Here is a 25,346-nt window from a genome sequence, read left to right as displayed (position 1 = left end):
ATGCCTTGCTAAACCTTATAAACTTCAGTGTGAATTCTTGCGGTACCGCATGTGTGGGGATGACATATCTGCTTGGTTAAGCGCGGCCGTAGCGGTCTTCAAAGCGGACAATATCGTCTTCCCCAAGGTAGCTACCCGATTGAATTTCAATCAATTCCAGTGGTAGCTTGCCGGGGTTGGCCAAGGAATGGACGACGCCGAGCGGGATGTAGGTGGACTGGTTTTCGGTCAGCAAATATTCCTTGTCGCCATTGGTGATCTGGGCAGTGCCGGATACCACGATCCAGTGCTCGGCACGGTGGTGATGCATTTGCAATGACAGCTTGGCGCCAGGCTTGACAGTGATCCGCTTGACCTGGAAGCGGTCGCCATTACCGATGGAATCATAGGAACCCCACGGACGGAAGACTTCACGGTGCATGGTGGCCTCGGGACGCTTCCTGGCGATCAACTGCGCGACCATGGTTTTCGTCTGTTGTGCCTGATCTGCATCCATGACCAGCACGGCATCGGCGGTTTCCACAATGACGGTATTGCGCATGCCGATGGCGGTGACCAAGCGGCTAGTGCTGTGCACCAGGCAATCGTTGCAATCCTGGATCAGCACATCGCCGTTGGCGCTATTGTTACTGGTATCCTTTTCCGCCACGTCAAGGACTGCTTGCCAGGAGCCGATATCATTCCAGCCTGCATTGAGGGCGATGGTAGAAGCGTGGCTGGTGCGCTCCATGACCGCGTAGTCGACGGCGATATCGGGGCTGGCAGCGTAGGCATCCTTGTCGAGGCGAATGAAGTCGAGGTCGCTTTTCGCGGCGGTGATGGCAGCGCGGCACGCGGCCAGGACTGCGGGTTGGAACTGTGCCAGCTCTTCCAGATAGCGGCTGGCGCGGAACAGGAACATGCCGCTGTTCCAGAAGTAATCGCCGCTGGCGATATATTGTTCTGCGAGCTCCAGGGCCGGCTTTTCCACGAATTCAAGTACGCGCTGAACTTGCCCGCTTGCAGCGCCTTCGGCGCGAATATAGCCGTATCCGGTCTCTGGTCCCGTTGGCGTGATGCCGAAAGTTAACAAATTACCTGCCTCTGCAGCAGTGCGCGCCAGCGCGATGGCACGATGGAAGGCCGCGGTATCCAAGATGACGTGGTCCGATGGCAGCACCAGCAGTAACGGATCTTCGCCATTCTCCATCGCATGCAAGGCGGCTGAGGCGATCGCCGGTGCTGTATTGCGGCGCATGGGTTCAAGTAACATGCGGCTATTTTCCAGGCCGATCTCACGCACTTGCTCCGCGACAATGAAACGCGAGGATTCGTTGCATACCAGCAATGCTGGCGACACAGTGTCAATGTCAGCCAGGCGCTGCAGCGTTTGTTGCAGCATGCTGCCCTGGGTCGACAAGCGCAGAAACTGCTTTGGGAATGCCTCGCGCGAAAGCGGCCATAAACGTGTGCCGGAGCCGCCGCAAAGAATCACTGGTACGAGGGGAGTAGTCATTTATGCATCAATGTAAATTAAATATAATATTGGACAGTGTCGAATAATTGGTCAGTTGGCATATCTTGAGGCTCGTCCAGCTTGCCGTACTCTTATGTAGGGAGGTGGACATACATGCTGGAAAAAAGTCAATATTGTAAGCAGGGGCAGTATTTTAATAAATTACAAGAATCTTTGTATTTTCTCTCGACTCTATTGGGCACGCACTTTGGTTCGTCTTGTATTGTAGTTTGCCGCCCCTGTATTCTTACTAGCGCACAACGTTTTCAAGCAAAAAAGCAACAAACACGCATATGGCCGTCATGCTGAGGAGCAACACTGCACCTGCAGCGCAGTCCTTGGCAATCTTGATGCTGGGATGTAGGGAGGGGTGGAGGTGATCAATCAGATGCTCCAGTGCGGTGTTGAACAATTCCGCAGCCAGGACCAGGCCGCAATTGAGCAATAGCAGGGCCCACCACATCAAGGGCGGTTGGTACCAACAGAGTACGACGAGCACCATCAGGGCAGCCAGACACTGCAGGCGGAAGCTCGATTCCATGCGGAAGGCCGCGCCTATGCCTTGTAGGGCAAATCCCATGCGCTTGAAGAAGGGCTGGTTCTTCATGGCAACTGAAGCAATGGCGCGGGATATTTGACTGACATAAAGGCGGATCTCTCAATGAATAGATGAGGATCGCAGGCATGACCATACGATATGACATCATTCGTCCACAGCAGAAAGACTGGTGCCAATCTTTTTGATGTTTGATAAAAAGTAAAAAAGCCCGTTTTCAAATGAAAAGGGCTTTTATTGCAATAGTTGACATATTTAAGTATGTCAACTATTGCGGTACCAGGCCTTCACCTTTCGGCTCTACATCAAGCTGCAGGATGGGCCTACCTGTCGCTGCCAGGGCAGCCAGGTATTAATGGTGGGTTGGGGTGGTGTGCGCGGTGGTCGAATCCGAGCTTGCTGCACCGGCCACAACGGCAACTGCTGCGCCGATTGCGATCATGGTGCTGACGCTCAGGCCAGCAACGGTGGTGCCTGCAGCGGCGCCAGCTGCTGGTGCAGCTGCTGCTGGTGCAGGAGCCGGTGTCGATTGAGCCATTGCTTGCGCGGAAGCGAAGCACAGGATTGCAGAAGCGATCAGAATTTTCTTCATGAGATACCCTTTTAGGTTGAACAGCGGAAATGCTAGACTGTCACATGATTGTAACAACATTTTTCATGGCAGTCTGCGCAGTACAGTCTACGGTGCCGAGAATTCACTGTATTTTAGACCAATATTAAAGCTTTTTTCCTCTTAGTTCTCATGGCGTTGTTCTGCGTAAACAGAAACGATGCTTTTTGTGCATGAATGTCCTGGCTAACTGAGGTATTGACTTGTTGCTTCAAAAGTTGCCAAGTCCTTGCCATGCGGCGTAAAATTGTTGTGTTGTACACAATTCTACCGCCTTCCTCACGTACTACCTCTAGGTCCTGGTTGTGGTTATAACGCGATCCACAATTCGCACCAAGTTGCCTTGACGCCACACTCCCCATCATTTTTCGAACAAAGAAGCTGCTCAGTTGGGCAATCAAGAGGATGATTTCGTTCGGACGTGGCGGGGGGGACGGCAAGAGCAAGCAGCTGCTGCAGATTTCATCAGCGAATAAGAGCAAGCAGAGCGTAGCCCGGAAGAGTCGCTGACGAGGCGTGTCTAGTAACAATGTTTACAAAACTGTAGTGGACGGAAGGATGTTTGATCAAGAAGTGTGCCTGTCTCTCACTTACATGCGAAGAGGCCGCTTGCTTGCCGTCTGGAATCTCGGCCGTGTGGCCGCATCCCCATATATGTGATGGCAATCTGACCCATAGCCACGCCGTTCGTGTGAAATGCTGCATTTTCTATGTACGTCGGCAGAAGTGATTGTTTTGATGTGTACTTGCCAGTCTGGCAGCTATGCCGGACTTATGATGTTGCAACGGGAACGGGGCGCGCAGGAGGCTAGGCAAGTAGTGGCCATATCTCTACTAGTTCTGCAGGAAAAGCAGATATGTTGTTCAACCTATATAATATTGCGCGCTATCGCAATAAATTCTTGTGAGATAACTAAATTTATGAAGATTTTTATTGTTTTCTTCTCCGCATTGATATTGACGGCATGTGGTGGTGGCGGAGCAGGCAACCCTGCCCCCATCGCTCCTATTACGCCGATAGTAAATGTGCCATTGGAAGAGATGAAAATTTTGATCATTGGACAATCGATATCGTCGAATTGCAACGAATATGTTTATGGTGCTGTCGATAACGTATTTCAAATAGGTAAAGATGGATCACAGAAGGCTGCACGCGATCCGTTTGAATGGGCAGATTGCAGCAAGGGGGCGATGTGGATGCCTCTTGGAAAAAAATTGATTGAAGCAGGTATTGCTCGAAAGGTGGTATTTATGCCAATCGGGGTGGCTGGAAGTAGGGTGGAAGACTGGCAGGTAGGTGGTGCCGCGTTTGGCAAGTTAACAAATGCCATTACTTTAATGCAAGCACAAGGGTTAAGTTTTGACTTTGCATTTTGGCATCAAGGCTCATCAAACGCCGGTACGGACAAGAACGTATATGCCGAGCGTCTGCGCTCGGTATTGGACTACGTAAACAGTAAAGTAAAAATCAAGCGCTGGCTGATTGCTGTTCATTCTCGTTGCTCTGGCACATATGATAGCGGTATTGAGTCTGCCCAAATTTTAGTTGGTAATGCCCCACAACTGAATCGCTATCCAGGACCTAATACTAATTTATTAGGTAATGAATATAGATATGATACTTGCCATTTGAACCAGAAGGGGCAGGAGAAAATGGCATCGATGTGGCTTGAATCAGTAAGTGCTGTTCCTAGATAGAAGATTGGATTTAAAATGAATTCGAAGTTTAGATATTCCTTGGAGAATTTTCGGGGTGTCGCAATTATTTTTGTAATGTTTTCTCATATCGCTTCGATTCAGCAGATGGGGAGGTTTGGGGATTTCTATTATTATATTTTCGCTGATGCGACAAATTGGTTTGTTTTCATTTCTGGATATTTATTTTATTATCTTGAGGTAAATAAATTCAATTATATGAATTATTTGTCAAAGAAAGCTATGTATGTTGTATTGCCATATTTGATTCTATCGATTCTTCCAATAGCATTCTGGATATACTCTTCGCAACACATACTCTACGGTTTGACACCGATAAAATTTGTGCTTTGGTCATTGCTCTCGGGAGGTATTGCCGTCGCTCCTATGTGGTTTATACCCATGATTGTACTTTTCTTCCTGATGACACCAATTTTTAGAATTTTATCAAAGACGAAACTTATCTACGTTCTTACTGCCTGCGCTTTGATTTTTTCCATGTTTTCCTCGCGAACAACACACAATACCAATCCGTTTCTGTCTTTTTTGCATTTTCTTGGGGTTTACTTATTGGGTATCATTGCTGCAAAAGATGCTTTTGTTATTGATGGATGGAAAAATTCAACCAAGGGAAAAATTATTGCAATTTCTTTGGTTGTTTTTGTGGTGTTGGGTCTTTTGTTTCCTGGATTTAAAAGTTTGCCACCAAGTTTCTTTAGCGGTCTTGGAACCTTTAACTATATTATGGCGGGTAAGCTGGCGTTGCTGATCGCAATTTTCCTTCTCTTTGAGCGTTTCATGGAGCATAAAAATAATACTCTTGGATATTTTGCTAAGATAAGCTTCGGGTTGTTCTTCATCCACGGAATCATGGAAGCCATATTTCGCAGAGGAGCAAGAGATATTGATTTTGGTAACCAGGTTTTGAGATTTTTCGCTGAAGTTGGTGTTGTTGTTGTTGTTTCTATAGCCGTCGTTTTTGTGCTCAAGAAGATATTAAAAAAATGGAGTCGCTATGTTATCGGTTGCTAAGTCATTTACTGCGGCACTCTTGATGCTTTGCTCAACATTCACGCATGCTCGCGATATGTACATACTCGCAGTCCAGGAAAATGCTTCTGCAGTGTGTGAGGGGAAATATTTTAATGAGGTTGAGGGGATATATGAAATCGATGAAGGCGGGAACGAGATTCCCGTCGGAATGAAATCTGCCAAAGCTACTTGTGAAAATATGGGAAATATTCTTCCATTGGGAGAAGAAATACTTAAAGCGGGTATGGTAAATCGGGTTGTTTTTATGCTGGTCAATGCGACAGGATCAGATGAAAATTTAATGGATGACGAGGCGTCTAAAAAATTAAAGTCTGCGATTGATTTGGCAAATTCTAAAAAAATAAAATTCGATTTTGCTTTATGGCAAGGAGCGTTGATGGAAAATAATCCGAACGCCAATTACAGCCGTGAAGTTCAGGGCACAGTTAAATCGATAAGCCTGAGTGCAAAAGTGGAGAAATGGGTTATTGGGCTGAGTGCCCATTGTCATCGAGCCGCTGGTGATCCTACAATCTCCATACGGCAAGAACCTTTAATTAATCGTTTCCCTGGTCCTGACATTGGTACGCTTGCCGGAGAGTATCGTACGGATCAATGCAGCATCAATGATCTTGGGCAAAAAGAAATGGCAAAACTTTGGTATGCAGCGATGAAAAAAGCTGACATTGATAGCGAAAAATATCAGAGGGAATCCTTACTCTATTATTTCAAGTGATACCTTGTTGATTTAACTATGTACCGGTATTTTTTTGCATCTCATTATATGCAGAGTACTGTCAATGGGAAAAAGTGTAAGGGAACTGCGATCTGGATCGCAGTTCGGCGAAAATGCCCATTTCATTTCCCCTCATCGCCACGGACCGCAACGTTGCCAACCGGGGTGAAAGCCGCGTAAAATGCAGGCTTCGCGGGTGTAGCTCAATGGTAGAGCAGAAGCTTCCCAAGCTTACGACGAGGGTTCGATTCCCTTCACCCGCTCCATTTTTCGCTGGCGCCTGGCTTGATGCGGCGCGGCCACTTATTTCTCCATTCCCATGTCTTCTGATACCCCAGCAAACGGCCCGGCGCGGCCGATGATGTACGATCCGACCGAACACCGCATCCGCAGTTTCGTGACCCGCGCGGGACGGCTGTCTGTCGCGCAGGCGCGCGCGCTCGAGACCCTGGGGCCGCAGTTCCTCGTGCCTTTCGCCAAAGAACCGATGGATTTCGAGCAGGTGTTTGGCCGCCAGGCGCCCGTGATCCTGGAAATCGGTTTTGGCATGGGCGCGACGACCGCACATATCGCCAAAGCCATGCCGGAGAAGGATTTCATCGGTGTTGAAGTGCATACGCCCGGTGTCGGCAGCCTGTTGAAGCTGATCGGCGAAGAATCGCTGACGAATCTGCGCCTGCTGCAGCACGATGCGGTGGAAGTGCTGACGCACATGATTCCGGCCAATTCGCTGGCCGGTATCCACGTTTTCTTCCCCGATCCATGGCACAAGGCGCGCCACAACAAGCGCCGCCTGATCCAGTCTCCATTCGTCAAGCAATTGACCGATCGCCTGGCGCCGGGCGGCTATCTGCATTGCGCCACCGATTGGGAAGATTACGCAGTGCAAATGCTGGAAGTACTGGGCGCCGAGCCGCAGTTGCACAATAGCGCCGACGGCTATGCGCCGCAACCGGCGTATCGTCCCCTGACCAAGTTTGAAAACCGTGGCTTGAAGCTGGGCCATGGCGTGTGGGATCTGGTGTTCATCAAGAAATAACCTGGCGGTTTGCCCACCTGTGCCGTTTGCACGAGAACAAGCCTGCCGCGGCGACGCCGCAGGCTTTTTTTAATGCGCGCGCTATCGTGCGCTGGCTAGGCAAGGTGGGCGAATTACGGTAGTCTTATCTTTTTTGCATTGATTGATATTATGTCCAAGAAAATACTCGTGACCGGCGCATCCGGTTTCATCGGTTCGCATACCTGTGTCGAATTGCTGGCTGCCGGTTTTGATGTCGTTGCAGTGGATAATTTGTGCAATAGCGCGCGCGAAGCGATGGCGCGCGTGGAGCGCATCTCCGGCAAAAGCGTCCCCTTCTATGAGGCAGACGTGCGCGACCGTACTGCCATGGCCGCCGTCCTGCGCGAGCACACCATCGATGCCGTGATCCATTTCGCAGGCTTGAAGGCGGTGGGCGAATCCGTGGCGCAGCCGCTGATGTATATGGACAACAATGTAACGGGCACCGTGGCCCTGCTGGAAGTGCTGGCGGCGGCGAATGTGAAGCGTTTTGTATTCAGCTCGTCGGCCACCGTGTATGGCGATCCGGAAGCCTTGCCGATCCTGGAAGCGTCGCGCCTGTCCGTCACCAACCCCTACGGCCGCTCGAAGCTGATGGTCGAGCAGATCCTGGCCGATCTTGTGCATGCCGATGCACAATGGCAAGTCGGCGTGCTGCGTTACTTTAATCCGGTAGGCGCGCATGCCAGCGGCTTGATCGGCGAAGATCCAGCCGGCATTCCGAACAACCTGATGCCCTTCATCGCCCAGGTGGCCGTGGGCCGCCGGGAGCGCCTGGCCGTGTTCGGCAACGACTACGATACGCCGGATGGCACGGGTGTGCGCGACTACATCCACGTGGTCGACCTGGCGCTGGGCCATGTGGCCGCATTGAACCGCCTGTTTTCCACCGACGGTGGTTTTACCGTCAACCTGGGCACGGGCCACGGCTACAGCGTGCTCGACACCGTGCGCGCCTTCGAAGCGGCCAGCGGCCGCCAAGTCCCCTACGATATCGTGCCGCGCCGCCCCGGCGACATCGCCAGCTGCTACGCCTCGGCCGACAAGGCGAAGGAACTGCTGGGCTGGCAAGCGCAGAAAAACATCGACGACATGTGCCGCGACCACTGGCGCTGGCAGCACCAGAACCCGCAAGGCTACGCGGCGTAAACAAGCCCGGCAGATACAAAAAATCCCGCTCACACGCAAGTGTGGCGGGATTTTTTTTAGAGCGCCATCAACCCAATGGCGCATGAAAAATGTCTGGGGCTAGGCGCAAAGCCGAAGACAGTACGCTAGTACGGCGAGGCGAAGCAACAACGCCCCAGGCATTTTCTCAGGCAGCCATTAAGGATACAGGCCGCGCACTTCGCGAGCTTGCAGGACGCGTGTGCATGCCAGGATGAAGGTGGCGGTACGCATCGACACTTTCTTCTCTTGCGACACTTGCCATACCGCGTCGAACGCTTCGCGCATGATGCGGGTCAGGCGGCTGTTGATTTCTTCTTCCGTCCAGAAGAAGCTCGAGAAGTTCTGCGCCCACTCGAAGTAGCTGACGGTCACGCCGCCGGCGTTGGCCAGTACGTCCGGCACGATCAGCACGCCGCGGTCGGTCAGGATGTCGTCCGCTGCCGGCAGGGTCGGGCCGTTGGCGCCTTCCAGGATGATCTTGGCGCGGATGACTTGTGCGCGTTCGGCCGTGATCTGCTGTTCCAGCGCGGCCGGGATCAGGATGTCGCAATCGATGCCCCAGAAATCTTCGCGCGGCACGAATGCCTCGGCGCCCGGGAAGCCTTCGACGCTACCCACTTCGGCCACGTGTGCCAGCAATTGTGGGATGTTCAGGCCGCCGGCATGCACCACGGTGGTCTTGTGGTCTTGTACCGCGACCACTTTCGAGCCGGCTTCAGCGAACATGCGTGCAGCGACGCCGCCCACGTTGCCGAAACCTTGCACGATGACTTTTGCGCCTTCGAGCGACATGCCGACCTTGGCGGCCGCATCGCAACCGACGACGAAGACGCCGCGGCCCGTTGCATCGCGGCGGCCCAGGCTGCCGCCCAGCGAAATTGGCTTGCCCGTCACCACACCGGTCGACATATTGCCGCCGATCATGGCGTAGCTGTCCATCATCCATGCCATGACTTGTTCATTCGTGTTGACGTCCGGCGCTGGGATATCCTTGTTCGGTCCGATGATCATGCTGATCTCGCTCGTGTAGCGGCGGGTCAGGCGTTGCAGTTCGTTGCGCGACAGGGTCTTCGGATCGACACGGATACCACCCTTGGCGCCGCCGTATGGCACGTTGACCGCTGCATTCTTGACCGTCATCCAGGCCGACAGGGCCATCACTTCCGACAGGGTCACATCCTGGTGGAAGCGCACGCCGCCCTTGCCCGGACCGCGCGACAGATTGTGCTGCACGCGGTAGCCTTCGTAGTGGGCAATGGTGCCGTCATCGCGCTCGATAGGCACGTCGACCGTCAGGATGCGCTTTGGACGCTTCAGCGTTTCCACCCAGCGCGACAGGTTGCCCAGGTACGGCGTAACGCGGTCGATCTGCTCGAGGTAGACGCCCCATGGGCCAAGGTCTTCAGGATTCAGGTAGGAAGGAAGTGCGTGCTTGCTGGTCATGCTTGATAAGCTCCTGGACAATACGAATACGTTAGAGGCACAGCCGATATGCAGCTGCGCGCAGCGGAACCGCATCGTAGGCGATAGCCTCATGCCCCGGCCAATGCTTTGTGCGCATCCGGTTATGCATTTATTGCATAGTTGTGTTGCCAGGATTGCCAGTCAGGACTGGGTGGCCTCGGTGGCGCGTTTGCGGCGCTTGCCGCTGCGCGCCTTGCCATCCTGCGACTGCACCAGGTATTGCCACAGGCTTTCGACGATCTGCTTGCCGGGACGCAGGCTCGATGGGCGTTCGCGGTACAAACGGATTTCCAGCTCGATTTCCCAGCCTGGCGCGCCGCCATCGGCGCGCGCCAGGTGCTTGTACTTGACGTCGCGCATGACGGCCGACTCGGGCAGGAAGGCGATGCCGCGGCCTTCCAGCGCCATCATTTTCAAGCCTTCGGCCATGTCCGTTTCATAGCAGGTTTCCAGGAACAGGGGCGCCTTGGCGTCTGCCACCAGCAATTCCACCATGCGTCCCAGGTAGGCGTTGCTGGTGTAGGAGAGGAAGGGCAGCGGCTCCTTGGCGCTGCCGGGCAGGACGAAGTCAGGCACCTTGTCCTGGCCGCAGCGCGCATACGCGCGCAGGGTTTCGCGGCCCATCACCAGCATGTCGTAGCGGCCCGGGTCCAGCTGCACCGGCTGGCGCGGATGGTGATAGCACAGCAGCAGGTCGCAGCCGCCATCGACCAGTTGCAGCACGGCGTCGTGCACGTTCAGCGCCATCAGGCGGCTGTTGATCGGCGCAAAACCTTCTTCCAGTGCCGTCAGCCATTTCGGCATGAAGGTCAGCGACAAGGTGTGGGGCACGGCGAAATCGACGCTCGTTTGCGTAGCCGCACGCTTGCCGCGCAACAGGGCGCGCACGCCGTTGATCTGTCCCAGCATTTCCAGCGCCTGCTCGTAGAATACGGCGCCGGCCGGCGTCAGTCGCGTGGGATACGAGGTGCGGTCGACCAGGTCGATGCCGAGCCAGTTTTCCAGCGACTGGATGCGCCGCGAAAAGGCCGGCTGGGTGACGTGGCGCAGGGCCGCGGAACGGCTGAAATTATGCGTTTCAGCGAGCGAGATGAAGTCTTCCAGCCATTTGGTTTCCATCGCGGCAGCGTTCTCTTATCAAGGACAAGGGCAAAGTGTGGTGGTCAGGGCGTATCGGGCGATGCCGCCGGCTGATAGAGGGCGGCGGGCAGGCCGAAGAAGGACGGCGGGCCCAGGGTCGTGCCTTCGAGCGAGCCGCCCGCATTCAACGCCTTGTTGATGGCCGACAGCAAGGAGCTGCGGCTGGCCAGGTTTTGTATCAGCGCGCGCGGGCCGTTGTGGAAGGTATGCTGGGCGATATCCGCGGCGACGACAAAGATCGGCTCGCGGCGCAGGGGGAACTCCACCCACTCGCCGTCCTCGTCCTGCGCGCAGAAGGTATCGGGCAGGGTCATGTTGTCGGCGCCGGGCAGGTGCGACACCAGCACCAGGCCGAAGGCTTCCGGCACCACGTCGGCCAGGCGGCGCACGGTGAGATCGTCCTGCACCAGTAACCGTACTTGCGCTTCCACCGCGTCTTCGGCGTCGGGCTGGGCGCCGAGAATTTTCACGGCCTGATAGATCAGGTCGGACGAGAGTGCTTCCATCAAATCTTGCATCAAATCATCTCCAGGATCATGGCGACGATTTCGTCGCCATACGAGGCCAGTTTTTTCTCGCCCACGCCGCTCACGCCGCGCATCTGTTCCAGCGAGGTGGGTTTGGCCTTGGCGATTTCGCGCAGGGTGGCGTCGACAAAAATCACGTAGGCCGGCACGTTGTGCGTGCGCGCCGTCTCCACGCGCCACCAGCGCAGCTTGTCGAAAATCGCCTGCTCGCTGGTGGACAGGTCCGTCTCGACATAACCCTTCGCCACGCTGGTGCTGCGCTTGCTGGTTTTCACCGGTTTCTGGTACTGGCGCAGCTGCACCTTCTGGCCGCCCTTGAGCACGGGGCGCGAGGCGTCCGTCAGTTTCAGCGAGCTGTATTGTTCATGGTCGACCGAGACGAGGCCCAGCGCGATGGCCTGGCGCAGGATAGCTTTCCACTCCGCCTCGCCCAGGTCCGAGCCGATGCCGAAGACGGACAGTGCATCGTGGTGCCAGGTCTTGATGCGTTCCGATTCCACGCCGCGCAGCACGTCGATCACGTGGCCGCCGGCGAAGCGCTGGTCGACGCGGTAGATGGCCGACAGCAGTTTTTGCACGGGCACCGTGCCGTCGAAGGACACGGGCGGCACCAGACACGTGTCGCAATTGCCGCACGGCGAAGCCGGTTCGCCGAAGTATTCGAGCAAGCGCATGCGGCGGCAGCTCAGCGTTTCGCACAGGCCCAGCATGGCGTCGAGTTTGACGCCCAGCACGCGCTTGAAGGTGTCGTCCGCCTCGGATTCGTCGATCATGCGCCGCTGCAGCACCACGTCCTGCAAGCCGTACGCCATCCAGGCGTTGGCGGCCATGCCGTCGCGGCCCGCGCGGCCTGTTTCCTGGTAATAGCCTTCGATGCTTTTCGGCAGATCCAGATGCGCCACGAAGCGCACGTCGGGCTTGTCGATACCCATGCCGAAGGCGATGGTGGCGACCATGACGATGTTTTCTTCGCGCAGGAAGCGCGCCTGGTTGGCGCTGCGCTTGGCGTACTCCATGCCGGCGTGATACGGCAGGGCGCGGATGCCGCTCTGGTTCAGAAATTCCGCCGTTTCCTCGACTTTTTTACGCGACAGGCAGTAGACGATGCCGCAGTCGCCCGCGTGTTCCGTGTTGATGAAGTCGAGCAGCTGCTTGCGGCCATTCGCTTTTTCCACGATCTGGTAGCGGATGTTCGGACGGTCGAAGGACGAGACGAACTGGCGCGCGTCCTCCAGCTGCAAACGCAGGGCGATCTCGGCGCGCGTCTGCGGGTCGGCCGTGGCCGTGAGCGCGATGCGCGGCACGTCCGGGAACTGCTCGTGCAGCACCGACAGCTTGATGTATTCGGGGCGGAAGTCGTGGCCCCACTGGGCCACGCAATGCGCCTCGTCGATGGCGAACAGGGAGATCTTCGAGGCCTGGAACAGGTCCAGGCAGCGCTGCGTCATCAGGCGCTCGGGCGCCACGTAGACGACGTCGATGCCGCCCGTGCGCACCAGGCGCTCGATGCGGCTCGCTTCTTCGTAGGTCTGCGTGGAATTGAGGAAGGCGGCGCGCACGCCGACTTCTTCCAGCGCATCCACCTGGTCCTGCATCAGTGCGATCAGCGGCGAGACGACGACGCCGACGCCGTCGCGCAGCAGGGCGGGAATCTGGTAGCACAGCGACTTGCCGCCGCCGGTGGGCATCAGTACCAGCGCGTCGCCGCCGTGGCTGACGTGGTCGACGATGTCGGCTTGCTGGCCGCGGAAGGCCGGGTAGCCGAAAACGGTTTGCAGCAGGTGCAGCGCGCGCTGATTAAGATCTTGATTCATAGTGCCTTATTCTGCCCAAACAACCCAGCCGTAGTGGGCGCTGGCCAACACCAGCAAGCCGAACACAATGCGGTACCAGGCAAAAAACGTGAAGTCGTGCGAGCTGATATAGCGCAGCAGCCAGCGCACGCACAGGAAGGCGGAGATGAAGGCGGACACGGTGCCCAGGCCGAACAGGGGCACGTCGGTGGCCGACAGGATGTCGCGCGCTTTATACAGCGAGTAGAAGGTGGCCGCCAGCAGGGTCGGGATGGCCAGGAAGAACGAGAATTCGGTGGCCGTCTTGCGCGACAGGCCCAGCAGCATGCCGCCGATGATGGTCGAGCCGGAACGGCTGGTGCCGGGGATCAGCGCGAACGCCTGCGCGCAGCCCACTTTCAAGGCGTCGAACGGCGTCATTTCATCGACCGAGTTGACGCGCACGGTGACGGGATTGGTGCGCGCGCGGCGCTCCACCAGCAAAATTACGATGCCGCCGATGATGAATGCCATGGCGACCGGTACTGGCTTGAACAGCGCGTGCTTGATCATCTTGCCGATGGCCAGGCCGATGATGGCCAGGGGCAGGAAGGCGATGGCCACGTTCAGCACGAACTTGCGCGACTTCGCTTCGCTGCCGAAGGTGGTCAGCACGCTGCCGATGCGCTGGCGGTATTCCCAGCACACGGCCAGGATGGCGCCGGCCTGGATGGCGATCTCGAAGACATCCATGACTTCTTTCGATACATCCTTGGTAAAGTCGAGCAGGCTGCCGGCCAGGATCAGATGTCCCGTGGACGAAATCGGCAAGAATTCGGTAAAACCTTCGACCAGCCCCATGATGATGGCTTTTAACGCAAGAATGAGATCCATAGATGTATAAACGGGTATAAGTGGCAGGATGGGGTGACCGCGTGGCGCCAGCAATGTGCGCGGGGTCGAAGCTTACCATGCCGGAGGCCCGTCGAGCCGATTTGGGCGCTGGCGGGCAGCGGTTTTTTGCCGCTGCCCGCCAGGCAAGGGGAGGGTTCAGGCAGCCTGTTTTGCCGGCGCCACCAGGCGCGCGCTGGCCGCCACCAGCAGCAGGGCGGCGCCCAGCATGGCGAAGGCGATATTCAGGCTGGTGGCGTGCGCCACGAAACCGATGACGGCCGGGCCGGCCAGGATGCCCGCGTAACCGATGGTGGTGATGGCCGCCACCGCCAGGCTGGCCGGCATGGCGTGCTGCTGGCCCGCCGCCGTGAACAGGATGGGCACGATGTTCGCCGCGCCCAGGCCGATCAGCACGAAGCCGAGCATGGCCAGGCCGGCGTGCGGCGCCAGCACGGCCAGGAAGAAGCCTGCGGCTGCGCACAGGCCGCCGAAAGTAAGCACCCGCTTGCCGCCAAAGCGGCTGACCACCTTGTCGCCCGTAAACCGACCCACCGTCATGGCGATGGCGAAGGCGGCGTAGCCGAGGCCGCCCTTGGCTTCTTCCACGCCGCGCGTGGTGGTGAGGAACAGGGCGCTCCAATCGAGGATGGCGCCTTCGGCCAGGAAGACGATAAAGCACAGCAAGCCGATGAAAATGACGGCGCCATGCGGCATGACGAACAGCGGCGTCTTTTCGCCGGAGGCGGACGCCGTCGGCAGCAGATGGCCTTGCGCCGCGCCCAGCACGCCGCACAGCAGCAGCATCACCACCACGCAGGACCAGGCCGGCGTCAGGCCCAGCCACAGCAGCAGGGCCATGCAGGCCGCGCCGGCGAAGCCGCCCACGCTGAACAGGGCATGAAAGCCCGACATCATGGCGCCACCGTTGGCTTTTTCGATGATCACGGCCTGGATGTTGATGGCCACGTCAAACGTGCCCATGGCCGCGCCGAATACCAGCAGCACCAGGCCCAGCTGCAGCGGCGTGGCCGCCAGCGCCAGGCCGGGCAGCACGGCGGTCAGCAGCAGGCCGGAGCCAACGATGACCTTGCGGCAGCCAAAGCGGCTGGTGAGCATGCCCGTAAACGGCATCGCGCACAGTGAGCCGGCACCCAGGCACAGCAGCAAAATGCCGAGGGTGGCTTCATCGAGGCCCAGGCGCGACTTGGCGTAGGGAACCAGCGGGGCCCAGGCGGCCATGCCGAGGCCGGCGGCGAAGAAGACCAGGCGCGTGGCGCGTTGTTGCAGGGTGCCGGTGAGATGCATGATGGAACTTTTCAAAGGTCGAGGTGGATAAAATCAGGCGCGGGCGCGCAGCACTTGCACGCCCAGCCGTTCAAAGGCGGCCACGTGGGCAGCGTCGGCATCGGCTTCCAGCACCAGGTGCTGCAGCAAGCCCGTGGCCAGCACACCGAAGGGCGCGGCGGTGCCCAGCTTGTCGCTGGTGAGGGCCACCACCACCGCCTTGCTGGCGCCGGCAATGCTGCGCTTGAACTCGGCCTCGTCGTAGTTGAACGCCGTCACGCCCGCGTCCGCGTCGGCGCCGCAAGCGCCGAGGAAACACAGGTCGGGATGCATGCGCTCGACGGTGCGCAAGGCCTGTGGCCCCAGGCTGGCGCCGGCGCGGCGGTCGACCCTGCCGCCAGCCATGATGAGTTCGATTTCCGGGCGTTCCATCAGGGCCATGGCAATGGCTGGCGCATTGGTGACGACAGTGAGCGCCAACTCTGGCAACGCGCTGGCGATGGCCAGGTTGGTCGAGCCCGCATCGAGAAACAGCACCTGTCCCGCGCGCACGAGGGACACGGCGGCCTGTGCCAGGCGCGCCTTGCGCTCGGGCGCTTCCTGCTTGCGCTGGCTCAAGGTGCCGCCATCGGGCGCCAGCGGCAGGGCGCCGCCATACACGCGCTGGCACAGGCCGGCCGCTGCCATCTCGCGCAAGTCGCGCCGTATCGTATCTTCGGAAACGTCGAGCTGGCGCGCCAGGTCCAGCGCCAGCACCCTGCCATCGGCGTGCAATTGTCGCTGGATCAGTGCGTGGCGTTGTTTGAGGAGCAGGGTGGCGGACATGTTGAACTTATAAACGTGCAGGAATGTGCATGAATATACGTAAACGTGCAAAGTACGTCAATGTTTACTTGCTGCAGGCATCGTGCTCAGGATAGGAGCAGGCAGGGACTGCCCACGGCAGTCCTGTCACAAATGAATTTGCAAGAAAGATAAATTTACGTTTATGCTCATCGCCGATATCGTGATGCACCTTGGTGTTTGCTTGCCGAGGAATAAGGGAAACAGGCGGATGAGCGACATTAAACTTTTCAAGTTGGCCCATGGCCAAGCCCAGGAACTGCAAGGTAGCGCATCGGACCTGGAAAAACCGTTGCAAACCTTGATTGAGGCAAACCTCGATACTTTACTGAGCATCCGTTTTCTGGCGAGCGAGTATTCGACCGGAAAGACGCATGCTGGCCGCATCGATTCCCTTGGATTGGATGAGAACAATTGCCCGGTCATTCTTGAGTACAAACGGTCGGTTGGTGAAAACGTGATCAATCAAGGTTTGTACTACCTGGATTGGCTGATGGACCATCAGGCAGACTTTAAACTGCTGGTCCTCGACAAGCTAGGCAAGCAGGCATCGGAGGCCATCGATTGGAGCGCGCCGCGGGTGATTTGCATTGCGGCCGACTTTACCAAGTTTGATAGCCATGCCGTCCAGCAAATAGGCCGGACGATCGAACTTATTCGCTATCGCCGATTTGCAGAGGATCTGCTTCTTCTTGAGTCCGCAAGCGCCGGCATGGATCCCGCAACAAAGAAAGGCCCCGCCAAGCGGCAGACATCGGTGTTAGCCAGCCTGGAAACAATGGCGGCCGGGCTCGCAGATGGGGGTACGCACAAGCCGACGGGACCAGACAGGGCATTTGTGGAAATCCTGGCAGGTCTGTCGGAGTCCATGCGTCAGTTGCTGGCCTCGCTAGAGGATTACACGATGTCGTTGGGGGATGACGTTGAGCGTAAGGAGCTGCGCCTGTACTTGGCTTTCAAACGGCTGAAAAACTTTGCGACGGTGGTGATACACAAGAAGCAGTGCCTCGTGCTCTATTTGCACATCGACCCGGCGCCCGTATTGCACGTCTTGCCAAAAGCGCGTGACGTGAGCGCCATCGGGCATTGGGGGACGGGTAACCTGGAGATCAACATCAGCACGCTCGCGGAACTGGATGCTGCAAAGCCGTACATTTTTGCCGCGTATGCAGGTCGGAGTAGCGTGAAAACGTAGTCAATGGGGCCTATGCCTCTATCAGTTGTGCGGTGCTGTTGCCTGTTCCAGCTCGGCCAACCAACGGATGGCATGTTCGCGGCTGCTGCCGCACATGTCTGCCGATGGCTGCAAGCCGCCGCAAAAGGCGGGCCGCTCCGGCTGGCCAAAAATATTGCAACGGTTGTCGTCAGCCAGCTGGATGCAGCGCACGCCCGCCGGTTTTCCATCCGGCATGCCGGGAATCGGGCTGGTGATGGACGGTGCGGTGCAGCAGGCGCCACAGGAGGGGCGGCATGCCAGGGTGGCAGATGGTGACATGGGATTTCAGACGGGCGGGTGAGGAGCCGACAGTATAGCAAGCCGGCTCCCATGCGTCGCCAGGGCGCGATTAGCGCACGATGCTGACGCGCTTGCCCGACAGGGTGCGGCGGGCAGGGTCGCCATGCACGGTGATGCGGCCGGAACCGCTGGCGCGGGCATTGACTTCATGCTGGACGGTGACGTCGATGTCGCCGGAACCGTTGCTCGCCAGATAGGCAACGTCGCTGCGCAGCGACGCCAGGTTGATATCGCCCGAGCCATTCACGTTGGCATCGAGACGCTGCACGATGCCGCTGGCGCTGATGCTGCCCGAGCCATTGACGGCCACGTTGATGCGTTCGCCGCGCACGTTGCCCACCTGGATGCTGCCCGAAGCGTTCTGTACCGCGTCCGTATTGCCGCTGGCGAGGGCCGCCGCGTTGATGCTGCCGGAACCATTGTTGGCCACGTCGAAGCGTCCCACGCTACCCGACAGTTCGCTTTTCATCGAACCGCGCTGCTCCAGGCTGAAATCGTCGCCATTGAGGCCGCTGACCACCAGGCGGCCCGAGCCGGAGATGTTGATCTTCTTCAATTGTGGCGTCGTATAGATGACGTGGATGCCATTGCTGCTGCGAATATTTGTATCGCTCCAGATGCGCAGGGTATTGCCGTTCACGTCGCTGTGGATCAACGGTTGCAGATTGTTGTCCGCTTCGATCACCAGCGATGCCGCCGGGCCGACGCGCACGTCGATCTTGATATCGATGCGCTTCATGTTGTCGATGTCGAGCGCGTTGATGTTGCCGACCTGGCGCACGTCGCGGCTCACTTGCCCGTTGCCCTGGATGGCATTGCCGCCCGATTCGGCATAGCGCACTTCGCCGTCGTTGGGGTTGATGACGATGGCGCAACCGCCGAGGACAACGGCACAGCACAGGGCCAGCAAGGTACGCATGGTGTTTCCTTTATGATTGTTTTAGTTCAGGACAAGAAAAAAGCCGGCTGCCGCGCCGCGGCTGCCGTGCTGTCGATGAGAAGATAGCAAGGCGGCACGGTGGCTTGAAGGGAAATGCGATGAACTGCGCAAAATGGGGGCTGAAACGCATTCTGGCTCACCCGTTACCGAAGGTCAGGGCGGCAAAGGGCGGTGCCGCCGACCCTGGCGCGGAGGGTACAATACGGGGAGTTGGCAGCCTGGCCAAGTGTCTTGCGTGGTGGTACGGCCAGCGCTTGACCTTGACGGTAGACCGGTCTACCATTAATGACTCAAAAGTAAGTTACTTGGAAAGACACATGCAAGCCCCGATTGATACCAAGCCCCGCTGGGAGCGGCGCAAGGATGCCCGCCCGCAGGAACTGCTCGCCGCCGCCCTCGACCTGTTTGTCGAACGGGGCTTCGCATCGACGCGCCTGGAGGATGTGGCCAAGCGGGCCGGCGTGTCGAAAGGCACGCTGTACCTGTACTTTGAGAACAAGCAAGAGCTGTTCAAGGCCGTGGTGCGCGACAATATTGTGCAGTCGATCGGCGAGGCGGAAGACAGCATGGCCGCCTCGGACAGCAGCAGCGCCGAGTTGTTGCGCAAGGTGATGATGCAGTGGTGGGAAGAGTTCGGCGCCACCAAGCTGGCCGGTTTGACCAAGCTGATGCTGGCCGAAGCGAACAATTTCCCGGAACTGGCGCAGTTTTACAACGAAGAAGTCGTTACGCGCGGCAATGGGCTGATCGTCAGCCTGCTGGAACGGGGCATGCAGCGGGGCGAATTCCGCCAGGTCGATCCCGTGCTGGTCAGTACCATCCTCAGCGCGCCCGTCACCATGCTGATGATGTGGACGCATTCCTTCCTGCCGTGCGAGGTCAAGAACATCGACCCGATCGCCTATATGGATGCCTTTATCGACATGAGCTTGCGCAGTCTGCAGGTGGAGGCGCCCGGGAAAAGTTGACATGCCGAGCTTGCCTCTACCGTTCAGTTGCCCCTTTTCCAAGGTTCGCCCCCTCAAATCTGCAGATCGTCGCAAATTTCCTCCATTCCCCGTCTTTATGGTTAACATGTGCTTTCAGCCAGTTCAACGATAAAATGGCGGATTATTACTTCACTTACCGAGTCCAAAGATGAATATCGAACAAGCCCGCTTCAATATGATCGAACAGCAGATCCGTCCATGGGACGTACTGGATATCGACGTATTGGAGCTGTTGAATGTGGTCAAGCGTGAAGATTTCGTGCCGGCCACCTATAAAAACCTGGCCTTCGTCGATACCGAAATCCCACTGGGCGGCGGCGAATGCATGTTGACGCCGAAGCTGGAAGCGCGCATTTTGCAAGACGTAGCCGTCAAAAAGCATGAAAATGTGCTGGAAATCGGCACCGGCAGCGGCTACATGGCGGCTTTGCTGGCGCACAAGGCGCGTCATGTGACGAGCGTGGAAATCGTTCCCCAATTGAAAACCCTGGCCGAACAGACCCTGGCCGCCAACGGCGTGACGAACGTCACCGTGGAACTGGGCGACGGCGCGCAAGGCTGGAGCAAGGGCGCACCGTATGACGTGATCGTCGTGTCCGGCGCCCTGGCCGTGTTGCCGGAAGCACTGTTGCAACAAGTGAAAGTCGGCGGCCGCATCCTGGCCATCATCGGTGAAGCGCCGATCATGTCGGCGCACCTGATCACGCGCAGCTCGGACAAGGCTTACGACACGCGCAAGCTGTTTGAAACCAATGTCACGCCGCTGCAAGCCGTGGCACCGTCGCATTTCCAGTTCTGAGGCGACCGATTCGATGGAGCATTTGAGTGCACCGCAGCTGGCCGCCTGGCTGGCTGACCCTTCCCGCCCGCGGCCGTTTTTGCTGGATGTGCGGGAACAGTGGGAGTTCGACCTGTGCCACCTCGACGGTGCCACCCTGATGCAGATGAACTCCATTCCTGCGCGCATCGATGACCTCGATGAAGACGCCGAGATCGTCTGCATCTGCCATCACGGCATGCGCAGCATGCAAGTGGCGGCCTTCCTGGAGCGCAATGGTTTTGGCAAGATCAGTAATTTGACGGGCGGCGTGCATGCCTGGGCGCTGCAAGTCGACAGCGCGATGCCTAAATACTAAGTTATTTTGCAGTAGATGCACCCAGGCATGTTTTCCTGCATGCCTGCGGAGGCCTGTACCCCGCTCACCCGGCGGGCGCAAGGCAAGCGGTAGCAGATTTTTGATTCCATCAACTTTTGACGACTCCAACGGAGAAATGCAATGCGGAAACCCCTTATCGCCGTGCTGATGACCAGCGCCTTTGTCTCGATGACATACTCGCTGCAAGCGCAGGCGGCCGATCTCATCCAGGTGTACCAGCAGGCGCTGGCCAATGACGCGCAGTATGCGAGCGCGCGGGCGGCCCTGTCGGCCGGGATGGAGCGGGTTCCGCAGGGGCTGGCAGGCTTGCTGCCGCAAATCTCTGCCTCGGGCAGCAATACGCGCGGCAATCAGGAACAGATCGTCCAGAACAATGGCGGCAACAAGATCACTTCGCCATCCGTGAACGTGCGCACGAACAGCTACAACCTGACCCTGGCGCAGCCGCTGTTCCGCTGGGACCGCTGGGAAACCTATCAGCAAAGCAAGCTGGCGCAAGCGATTGCTGAAGCGCAATTTGCGCAAGTCCAGCAAGACCTGATCACCCGCGTGGCGCAGGCGTATTTCGACGTGCTGAGCGCGCAGGACAACCTGGGCGCCACGCAGGCGCAAAAGGTCGCCACGACGGAGCAGCTGGCATCGGCCAAGCGCAACTTCGAAGTCGGCACGCAAACGATTACCGACACGCACGAAGCGCAGGCGGCCTACGATCTGGTGGTGGCGCAGGAGTTTGCTGCCATCAATGACCTGGCCAACAAGCGCAGCGCCTTGCAAACCATCATCGGCGAGGCGCCAACGAATCTGGCGCCGATGCGCACGGGCGTGGTCATCAGCGCGCCGGAACCGGCTGTCGTCGAGCCGTGGGTATCATCCGCCGAAGAGCAGAACTATGGCGTCGTTACGGCCCAGTTCAACGTGGAATCGGCCAAGCGCGACATCGGCCGCAACCGCGCCGGCCACTACCCGACCCTGGACCTGATCGCCAACACGGGCCATAGCTACACTTCCGGTGGCGGCAATGGCAGCGGCAATAACAACAATGCCATCGGCGTGCAGTGGAGCATCCCGATCTTCAGCGGCTTTGCCGTCACCAGCAAGGTGCGCGAATCGATCGCGCTGGAAAACAAGGCCCGCAACGACCTGGAAACGGCACGCCGCACGGCATCGCAAGGCGCGCGCCAGGCCTTCCTCGGCGTTAATAGCGGCCTGGCGCAAGTCAAGGCGCTGGAAGCGGCGGAAGTGTCGAGCAAGTCGGCGCTGGAGTCGAACCAGCTCGGCTATCAAGTGGGCGTGCGCATCAATATCGACGTCTTGAATGCGCAGAAACAATTGTTCTCGACACAAAAAGACCTGTCGAAAGCCCGCTACGACACCATCATGAACGGCTTGCGCCTGAAGGCAGCAGCCGGCACCCTGAAGGAAACGGATTTGATGCCGGTGAATGCCTTGCTCGACAAGTAAGCGCGGTCTGGCTGTCAACTTCAAAAAAAACCAGCACCGACAGCGGCGCTGGTTTTTTTTCGTCTTGACGTGTTTTCACACGGTGCGGGTATTGGCGACTTGCGTCACGATCACGCCGGCCACCACCAGCCCCGCACCGGCCCAGTGCAGCGGCGAAATATGCTTGACGGCAAAGCCCAGCAAGCCGTAGCGGTCGATGGCCAGCGCGGCCAGCATTTGCCCGCCGATGACGGCTGCCATGAAGGGGCCGGACCCCATGCGTGGCGCCAGCATCAGCGCGGCCGTAATATAGAACACGCCGGCCGCGCCTCCCAGCCAGGACCAGCCCGGCCCGCGCATGGCGAGGCTGACATCGGGCGCCGGCACCCGCCAGACCAGCATCACGAGCGAAGCGAGCACTGCGCTGACGGCCAGCGAGGCGAGGGTGGCCCACAGCGGGTGGCCCAGGTTGCGGCCCAGCGCGGCATTCGCGCCCGCCTGGAAGGGGACGACGGCGCCGGCCAGCATGGCCAGCGGGGCAAATACGGTAATCCATCCATGCATGTGCGACTCCCACAGTTGAGTTGATGGGGGCATCGTATTATGCTGTGATGATTAAATCCAATTCGTAGTTTGTCATCCAACTATGCACCAAATGAATAATCTGCGCGCCGTCGATTTGAACTTGCTGGTGATCCTGGACGCGTTGCTGAGCGAGCGCCATTTGTCGCGCGCAGCCGAACGCTTGCACATGAGCCAGCCTGCCGTCAGCCATGCGCTGGCCCGCTTGCGCCACCTGCTCGGCGATCCGCTGCTGCTGCGCGGCAAGGGCGGCTTCCAGCCGACGGCGCGGGCTTTGGAATTGGCGCGGCCGCTGGCCGAAGCCTTGCAAAGCGTGCGCTCGGTGCTGGGCGGTGCCGTCTTCGAGGCGGCCACGGCGCAGCGCGTGTTTCGCCTGGCCATGTCGGATTACGGCGCGGCGTTGATCCTACCCCGCCTGTTGCGCCGTTTGCGCGTGGAAGCGCCCGGCATCGATCTGGCCGTCAGCTATGCCAGCCGCCCGGCCGTGGTGGCCGGCGTGCAGGATGGCGAGATCGACCTGGCGCTCGGTGTGTTCCCGCAACTGCCCGAGCAGCTCCATAGAGAAATTTTATTTGAGGAAACGTTCGTGTGCGCGCTCGATCCCGCCAGCCTGGCGGCCGGTGAAATGCTGAGCCTGGAAACCTATCTGGCGCGCCCGCACGTGCTGGTGGCGTCCAGCGAAGGCGGCATGGCGGCCGAAGTCGACGCGGCCCTGGCCCAGCTGGGACAGACGCGCCGCATCGCCGTGCGTGTGCCGTACTGGACGGTCGCACCGGACGTCGTGATGGGAACGGACTTGATCCTGACGGTGGCGCGGCGCGCCTTACAGGGCAGCGCGGCGCAAGGGCTGGCGTTGTACGCTGCACCGTTTACCATCGCGCCGTTTGCGTTTGAAGTGATACGACACCGCCGCACGGACGGCGATGCGGGCATCGCCTGGCTGCGCGCGGCCATTGCACAGGCCGCTGAGCCAGGCTGAGGTATTACAGGCCGCCGCCCTGGCCATTGAACTTGCGCTCGATCAATTCGATCTTGTAGCCGTCCGGGTCGGTGATGAAGGCGATGACCGTGTTGCCACCTTTCACGGGGCCCGGTTCGCGCGTGACGTTGCCGCCATTTGCGCGTGCCGCGTCGCACGCGGCGACGATGTCGTCGGCCGAGATGGCGATGTGGCCGTAGGCCGTGCCCAGCTCATAGCTGGTGGTGCCATAGTTATACGTCAGTTCCAGTTCCGCGTGGTCGGGATTCGAGCCATAGCCGACGAAGGCCAGCGTGTACTGGTATTCCGGGTTGTCGCTGGTGCGCAGCAATGTCATGCCCAGGACCTTGGTGTAAAAATCGATGGAGCGCTGCAGGTCGCCGACCCGTAACATGGTGTGCAAAATACGCATCGTAAATCCTTGATGATGATAGGGGAATGGCAGGATTTTATGCGTTTTACGGCTTTCTTGCCGAGACCGCCCCAGCTGTCCTGGTGCAGGACAGCAGCGGACGGTGACGTTAGTGCCGCTGGATTTACTCCAGATGGGCATCCAGCGTGATTTCCGTGGCCAGCAACTTGGACACGGGGCAGCCGAGCTTGGCGCGCAGGGCCGCATCCTGGAATGCTTCTTCCGTGGCGCCGGGAATGCTGGCCACCAGGGTCAGGTGCACGGCCGTGATGGCATAGCTGCCATCGATTTTTTCCAGGCTGACATCGGCCGTGGTTTTCAGGGCCGTGGCACGCAGGCCCGCTTCGCCCAGTTGACCGGACAGGGCCATGGTGAAGCAGGCCGCATGGGCCGCGCCGATCAGTTCTTCCGGATTGCTGCCGGGACCGTCTTCAAAGCGCGTGTTGAAGCCATATGCCACATTGTCGAGCGCGCCGCTTTGGGTGGAAATAAACCCTTTGCCATCCTTAAGGCCGCCACTCCAGACGGCTGATCCTGTTTTTTTCATGATGTACTCCTTGCGTGGTTCGAGCGTCCATCATGCGCGCCAGGGCTTGGCGCTTCCGTTCGTTGCGTCACACAGGGGGCGCATGCGCGGCCCACGACAGTTCGACTCAGCGCGCCTTCTTTGGTTCCAGCTGCGCGTCGGGACGGGCCTGTTTCGGTTCGGCCGGCTTGACCTTTTCCACGCCGGGCTGGGCGCGCCGATCCGTATCGACCAGGCCCTGTTCCAGGTCGCTGGCCGCCTGTTGCATGATTTTGCGCGGGCGTGCGTTTTGCGCATCGGGGGACTCGTCGCGCTCGTGCGGCAGGCGGTCGACGCCGTCATTCTTGACCTTTTCATCGGTATTGATCTTGCGTTCGCTTGGTGGGGTATGCATATGGCCTCCTGGCAGTAAAGTGAAACCAGTGTCCCGCCGCGCCAGGCCGCCTGCAAGCGGATTTGTCCATGCTGGGAGCGCTGGCGCACGCATGGACGAATCTTTTTCTGCGCTACACTGCGTGCAACACCAA

At 58.5% G+C, this 25,346-nt stretch carries 27 protein-coding genes and 1 tRNA gene; 12 read left to right on the top strand and 16 right to left on the bottom strand.

What is annotated here, in order from left to right; all coding sequences use genetic code 11:
* Positions 1 to 76 precede the first annotated feature (76 nt).
* The 3 genes from CSQ91_RS18580 to CSQ91_RS28990 form a co-directional block, all read right to left on the bottom strand.
* The gene (locus tag CSQ91_RS18580) at positions 77 to 1,495 is read right to left on the bottom strand and encodes a mannose-1-phosphate guanylyltransferase/mannose-6-phosphate isomerase (protein ID WP_099389187.1); all 1,419 of its coding nucleotides are present in this window, start codon (positions 1,493 to 1,495) and stop codon (positions 77 to 79) included.
* 250 nt (positions 1,496 to 1,745) lie between these two features.
* Positions 1,746 to 2,102, bottom strand: a complete 357-nt coding sequence (locus CSQ91_RS18575; protein WP_099389186.1) for a diacylglycerol kinase — start codon at positions 2,100 to 2,102, stop codon at positions 1,746 to 1,748.
* A gap of 301 nt (positions 2,103 to 2,403) precedes the next feature.
* Positions 2,404 to 2,643 (bottom strand): hypothetical protein, encoded by a 240-nt coding sequence (locus CSQ91_RS28990; protein ID WP_170846353.1) that lies wholly within the window; start codon positions 2,641 to 2,643, stop codon positions 2,404 to 2,406.
* A gap of 939 nt (positions 2,644 to 3,582) precedes the next feature.
* Here CSQ91_RS28990 and CSQ91_RS18570 point away from each other — a divergent pair.
* From CSQ91_RS18570 to galE, 6 genes are all read left to right on the top strand, one after another.
* On the top strand, positions 3,583 to 4,359 hold the full coding sequence (locus CSQ91_RS18570; protein ID WP_180278457.1) for a sialate O-acetylesterase: 777 nt from the start codon (positions 3,583 to 3,585) through the stop codon (positions 4,357 to 4,359).
* A gap of 15 nt (positions 4,360 to 4,374) precedes the next feature.
* Positions 4,375 to 5,388: an acyltransferase family protein gene (locus CSQ91_RS18565; RefSeq protein ID WP_099389184.1), complete on the top strand. Its 1,014-nt coding sequence runs from the start codon at positions 4,375 to 4,377 to the stop codon at positions 5,386 to 5,388.
* Complete coding sequence (locus CSQ91_RS28740; RefSeq protein ID WP_143451055.1) at positions 5,372 to 6,124, top strand: hypothetical protein; 753 nt, start codon at positions 5,372 to 5,374, stop codon at positions 6,122 to 6,124. The genes CSQ91_RS18565 and CSQ91_RS28740 overlap by 17 nt, the downstream gene beginning before the upstream one ends.
* 192 nt (positions 6,125 to 6,316) lie before the next feature.
* Positions 6,317 to 6,390: transfer RNA gene (locus CSQ91_RS18560), tRNA-Gly, on the top strand.
* A gap of 92 nt (positions 6,391 to 6,482) precedes the next feature.
* The gene (gene trmB / locus CSQ91_RS18555; RefSeq protein ID WP_070281719.1) at positions 6,483 to 7,163 is read left to right on the top strand and encodes a tRNA (guanosine(46)-N7)-methyltransferase TrmB; all 681 of its coding nucleotides are present in this window, start codon (positions 6,483 to 6,485) and stop codon (positions 7,161 to 7,163) included.
* Positions 7,164 to 7,313: 150 nt separating this feature from the next.
* A complete protein-coding gene (galE, locus tag CSQ91_RS18550; RefSeq protein WP_099389183.1) occupies positions 7,314 to 8,333 on the top strand; it encodes a UDP-glucose 4-epimerase GalE in 1,020 nt (339 codons plus the stop codon).
* A 177-nt stretch (positions 8,334 to 8,510) separates the two neighbouring features.
* Here the strand turns inward: galE and CSQ91_RS18545 are convergent, their stop codons facing one another.
* The 7 genes from CSQ91_RS18545 to CSQ91_RS18515 all read right to left on the bottom strand — a co-directional run bounded on the left by CSQ91_RS18545 (position 8,511) and on the right by CSQ91_RS18515 (position 16,260).
* The gene (locus CSQ91_RS18545; RefSeq protein WP_034785857.1) at positions 8,511 to 9,797 is read right to left on the bottom strand and encodes a Glu/Leu/Phe/Val family dehydrogenase; all 1,287 of its coding nucleotides are present in this window, start codon (positions 9,795 to 9,797) and stop codon (positions 8,511 to 8,513) included.
* Positions 9,798 to 9,959: 162 nt separating this feature from the next.
* Positions 9,960 to 10,937, bottom strand: a complete 978-nt coding sequence (locus CSQ91_RS18540; protein ID WP_099389182.1) for a LysR family transcriptional regulator — start codon at positions 10,935 to 10,937, stop codon at positions 9,960 to 9,962.
* A gap of 44 nt (positions 10,938 to 10,981) precedes the next feature.
* Positions 10,982 to 11,476 carry a hypothetical protein gene (locus tag CSQ91_RS18535; protein WP_099389181.1) on the bottom strand — a complete coding sequence of 165 codons (495 nt, stop codon included), beginning with the start codon at positions 11,474 to 11,476 and terminating at the stop codon, positions 10,982 to 10,984.
* A complete protein-coding gene (recQ, locus tag CSQ91_RS18530) occupies positions 11,476 to 13,299 on the bottom strand; it encodes a DNA helicase RecQ (RefSeq protein WP_099389180.1) in 1,824 nt (607 codons plus the stop codon). Before recQ ends, CSQ91_RS18535 begins: the two co-directional genes overlap by 1 nt.
* Positions 13,300 to 13,305: 6 nt before the next feature.
* Entirely contained in the window at positions 13,306 to 14,151 is an 846-nt protein-coding gene (locus tag CSQ91_RS18525; RefSeq protein ID WP_034785863.1) for an undecaprenyl-diphosphate phosphatase, read from the bottom strand.
* Positions 14,152 to 14,307: 156 nt separating this feature from the next.
* Positions 14,308 to 15,456 carry an MFS transporter gene (locus CSQ91_RS18520; protein WP_099389179.1) on the bottom strand — a complete coding sequence of 383 codons (1,149 nt, stop codon included), beginning with the start codon at positions 15,454 to 15,456 and terminating at the stop codon, positions 14,308 to 14,310.
* 33 nt (positions 15,457 to 15,489) lie between these two features.
* Complete coding sequence (locus CSQ91_RS18515; protein WP_099389178.1) at positions 15,490 to 16,260, bottom strand: DeoR/GlpR family DNA-binding transcription regulator; 771 nt, start codon at positions 16,258 to 16,260, stop codon at positions 15,490 to 15,492.
* A gap of 229 nt (positions 16,261 to 16,489) precedes the next feature.
* Between CSQ91_RS18515 and CSQ91_RS18510 the strand changes: the two genes are divergently transcribed.
* Positions 16,490 to 17,473, top strand: coding sequence for a DUF5655 domain-containing protein (locus CSQ91_RS18510; RefSeq protein ID WP_099389323.1), 984 nt, complete (start codon positions 16,490 to 16,492; stop codon positions 17,471 to 17,473).
* A gap of 21 nt (positions 17,474 to 17,494) precedes the next feature.
* Here the strand turns inward: CSQ91_RS18510 and CSQ91_RS18505 are convergent, their stop codons facing one another.
* Together CSQ91_RS18505 and CSQ91_RS18500 are read right to left on the bottom strand one after the other, a co-directional pair.
* On the bottom strand, positions 17,495 to 17,773 hold the full coding sequence (locus CSQ91_RS18505; RefSeq protein ID WP_099389177.1) for a YkgJ family cysteine cluster protein: 279 nt from the start codon (positions 17,771 to 17,773) through the stop codon (positions 17,495 to 17,497).
* Positions 17,774 to 17,843: 70 nt separating this feature from the next.
* Positions 17,844 to 18,713, bottom strand: coding sequence for a head GIN domain-containing protein (locus CSQ91_RS18500; RefSeq protein ID WP_099389176.1), 870 nt, complete (start codon positions 18,711 to 18,713; stop codon positions 17,844 to 17,846).
* A gap of 338 nt (positions 18,714 to 19,051) precedes the next feature.
* On the opposite strand from CSQ91_RS18500, the gene CSQ91_RS18495 reads away from it, so the two are divergent.
* From CSQ91_RS18495 to CSQ91_RS18480, 4 genes are all read left to right on the top strand, one after another.
* On the top strand, positions 19,052 to 19,702 hold the full coding sequence (locus CSQ91_RS18495; protein ID WP_034788763.1) for a TetR/AcrR family transcriptional regulator: 651 nt from the start codon (positions 19,052 to 19,054) through the stop codon (positions 19,700 to 19,702).
* 169 nt (positions 19,703 to 19,871) lie between these two features.
* Positions 19,872 to 20,522: a protein-L-isoaspartate O-methyltransferase family protein gene (locus tag CSQ91_RS18490; protein WP_099389175.1), complete on the top strand. Its 651-nt coding sequence runs from the start codon at positions 19,872 to 19,874 to the stop codon at positions 20,520 to 20,522.
* Positions 20,523 to 20,535: 13 nt separating this feature from the next.
* Complete coding sequence (locus tag CSQ91_RS18485; RefSeq protein WP_034788759.1) at positions 20,536 to 20,859, top strand: rhodanese-like domain-containing protein; 324 nt, start codon at positions 20,536 to 20,538, stop codon at positions 20,857 to 20,859.
* 141 nt (positions 20,860 to 21,000) lie between these two features.
* Positions 21,001 to 22,341, top strand: a complete 1,341-nt coding sequence (locus CSQ91_RS18480; protein ID WP_099389174.1) for a TolC family outer membrane protein — start codon at positions 21,001 to 21,003, stop codon at positions 22,339 to 22,341.
* Positions 22,342 to 22,416: 75 nt separating this feature from the next.
* Here CSQ91_RS18480 and CSQ91_RS18475 read toward each other — a convergent pair whose 3' ends face one another.
* A complete protein-coding gene (locus tag CSQ91_RS18475; protein ID WP_070281708.1) occupies positions 22,417 to 22,884 on the bottom strand; it encodes a DMT family transporter in 468 nt (155 codons plus the stop codon).
* Between the two features lie 91 nt (positions 22,885 to 22,975).
* On the opposite strand from CSQ91_RS18475, the gene CSQ91_RS18470 reads away from it, so the two are divergent.
* Positions 22,976 to 23,881 (top strand): LysR substrate-binding domain-containing protein, encoded by a 906-nt coding sequence (locus CSQ91_RS18470; RefSeq protein ID WP_099389173.1) that lies wholly within the window; start codon positions 22,976 to 22,978, stop codon positions 23,879 to 23,881.
* Positions 23,882 to 23,885: 4 nt separating this feature from the next.
* Here the strand turns inward: CSQ91_RS18470 and gloA are convergent, their stop codons facing one another.
* The 3 genes from gloA to CSQ91_RS18455 all read right to left on the bottom strand — a co-directional run bounded on the left by gloA (position 23,886) and on the right by CSQ91_RS18455 (position 25,213).
* Entirely contained in the window at positions 23,886 to 24,293 is a 408-nt protein-coding gene (gloA, locus tag CSQ91_RS18465) for a lactoylglutathione lyase (protein ID WP_099389172.1), read from the bottom strand.
* A 124-nt stretch (positions 24,294 to 24,417) separates the two neighbouring features.
* Complete coding sequence (locus tag CSQ91_RS18460; RefSeq protein WP_034788746.1) at positions 24,418 to 24,840, bottom strand: OsmC family protein; 423 nt, start codon at positions 24,838 to 24,840, stop codon at positions 24,418 to 24,420.
* A 106-nt stretch (positions 24,841 to 24,946) separates the two neighbouring features.
* Positions 24,947 to 25,213, bottom strand: coding sequence for a hypothetical protein (locus tag CSQ91_RS18455; protein WP_034788743.1), 267 nt, complete (start codon positions 25,211 to 25,213; stop codon positions 24,947 to 24,949).
* Positions 25,214 to 25,346: the final 133 nt, after the last annotated feature.

It is taken from the genome of Janthinobacterium sp. BJB301 (genome assembly GCF_002735685.1).
Taxonomy (GTDB): domain Bacteria; phylum Pseudomonadota; class Gammaproteobacteria; order Burkholderiales; family Burkholderiaceae_D; genus Janthinobacterium; species Janthinobacterium lividum.
The sequence above is the reverse complement of the archived record's forward strand: the minus strand, read 5'-3'. Positions and strand labels throughout refer to the sequence as shown.

Bases quoted from the DNA above. Each gene is read 5' to 3' on its own strand.
- CSQ91_RS18475 (WP_070281708.1), bottom strand. From the start codon at position 22,884: ATGCATGGATGGATTACCGTATTTGCCCCGCTGGCCATGCTGGCCGGC.
- CSQ91_RS18490 (WP_099389175.1), top strand. From the start codon at position 19,872: ATGAATATCGAACAAGCCCGCTTCAATATGATCGAACAGCAGATCCGT.
- CSQ91_RS18575 (WP_099389186.1), bottom strand. From the start codon at position 2,102: ATGAAGAACCAGCCCTTCTTCAAGCGCATGGGATTTGCCCTACAAGGC.
- CSQ91_RS18580 (WP_099389187.1), bottom strand. From the start codon at position 1,495: ATGACTACTCCCCTCGTACCAGTGATTCTTTGCGGCGGCTCCGGCACA.
- CSQ91_RS18540 (WP_099389182.1), bottom strand. From the start codon at position 10,937: ATGGAAACCAAATGGCTGGAAGACTTCATCTCGCTCGCTGAAACGCAT.
- CSQ91_RS18470 (WP_099389173.1), top strand. From the start codon at position 22,976: ATGAATAATCTGCGCGCCGTCGATTTGAACTTGCTGGTGATCCTGGAC.
- CSQ91_RS18510 (WP_099389323.1), top strand. From the start codon at position 16,490: ATGAGCGACATTAAACTTTTCAAGTTGGCCCATGGCCAAGCCCAGGAA.
- CSQ91_RS18565 (WP_099389184.1), top strand. From the start codon at position 4,375: ATGAATTCGAAGTTTAGATATTCCTTGGAGAATTTTCGGGGTGTCGCA.
- CSQ91_RS18525 (WP_034785863.1), bottom strand. From the start codon at position 14,151: ATGGATCTCATTCTTGCGTTAAAAGCCATCATCATGGGGCTGGTCGAA.
- trmB (WP_070281719.1), top strand. From the start codon at position 6,483: ATGATGTACGATCCGACCGAACACCGCATCCGCAGTTTCGTGACCCGC.
- recQ (WP_099389180.1), bottom strand. From the start codon at position 13,299: ATGAATCAAGATCTTAATCAGCGCGCGCTGCACCTGCTGCAAACCGTT.
- CSQ91_RS18460 (WP_034788746.1), bottom strand. From the start codon at position 24,840: ATGAAAAAAACAGGATCAGCCGTCTGGAGTGGCGGCCTTAAGGATGGC.
- CSQ91_RS18480 (WP_099389174.1), top strand. From the start codon at position 21,001: ATGCGGAAACCCCTTATCGCCGTGCTGATGACCAGCGCCTTTGTCTCG.
- CSQ91_RS18455 (WP_034788743.1), bottom strand. From the start codon at position 25,213: ATGCATACCCCACCAAGCGAACGCAAGATCAATACCGATGAAAAGGTC.
- gloA (WP_099389172.1), bottom strand. From the start codon at position 24,293: ATGCGTATTTTGCACACCATGTTACGGGTCGGCGACCTGCAGCGCTCC.
- CSQ91_RS18485 (WP_034788759.1), top strand. From the start codon at position 20,536: ATGGAGCATTTGAGTGCACCGCAGCTGGCCGCCTGGCTGGCTGACCCT.
- CSQ91_RS28740 (WP_143451055.1), top strand. From the start codon at position 5,372: ATGTTATCGGTTGCTAAGTCATTTACTGCGGCACTCTTGATGCTTTGC.
- CSQ91_RS28990 (WP_170846353.1), bottom strand. From the start codon at position 2,643: ATGAAGAAAATTCTGATCGCTTCTGCAATCCTGTGCTTCGCTTCCGCG.
- CSQ91_RS18500 (WP_099389176.1), bottom strand. From the start codon at position 18,713: ATGCGTACCTTGCTGGCCCTGTGCTGTGCCGTTGTCCTCGGCGGTTGC.
- CSQ91_RS18570 (WP_180278457.1), top strand. From the start codon at position 3,583: ATGAAGATTTTTATTGTTTTCTTCTCCGCATTGATATTGACGGCATGT.
- CSQ91_RS18495 (WP_034788763.1), top strand. From the start codon at position 19,052: ATGCAAGCCCCGATTGATACCAAGCCCCGCTGGGAGCGGCGCAAGGAT.
- CSQ91_RS18545 (WP_034785857.1), bottom strand. From the start codon at position 9,797: ATGACCAGCAAGCACGCACTTCCTTCCTACCTGAATCCTGAAGACCTT.
- CSQ91_RS18520 (WP_099389179.1), bottom strand. From the start codon at position 15,456: ATGCATCTCACCGGCACCCTGCAACAACGCGCCACGCGCCTGGTCTTC.
- CSQ91_RS18505 (WP_099389177.1), bottom strand. From the start codon at position 17,773: ATGTCACCATCTGCCACCCTGGCATGCCGCCCCTCCTGTGGCGCCTGC.
- galE (WP_099389183.1), top strand. From the start codon at position 7,314: ATGTCCAAGAAAATACTCGTGACCGGCGCATCCGGTTTCATCGGTTCG.
- CSQ91_RS18535 (WP_099389181.1), bottom strand. From the start codon at position 11,476: ATGCAAGATTTGATGGAAGCACTCTCGTCCGACCTGATCTATCAGGCC.
- CSQ91_RS18515 (WP_099389178.1), bottom strand. From the start codon at position 16,260: ATGTCCGCCACCCTGCTCCTCAAACAACGCCACGCACTGATCCAGCGA.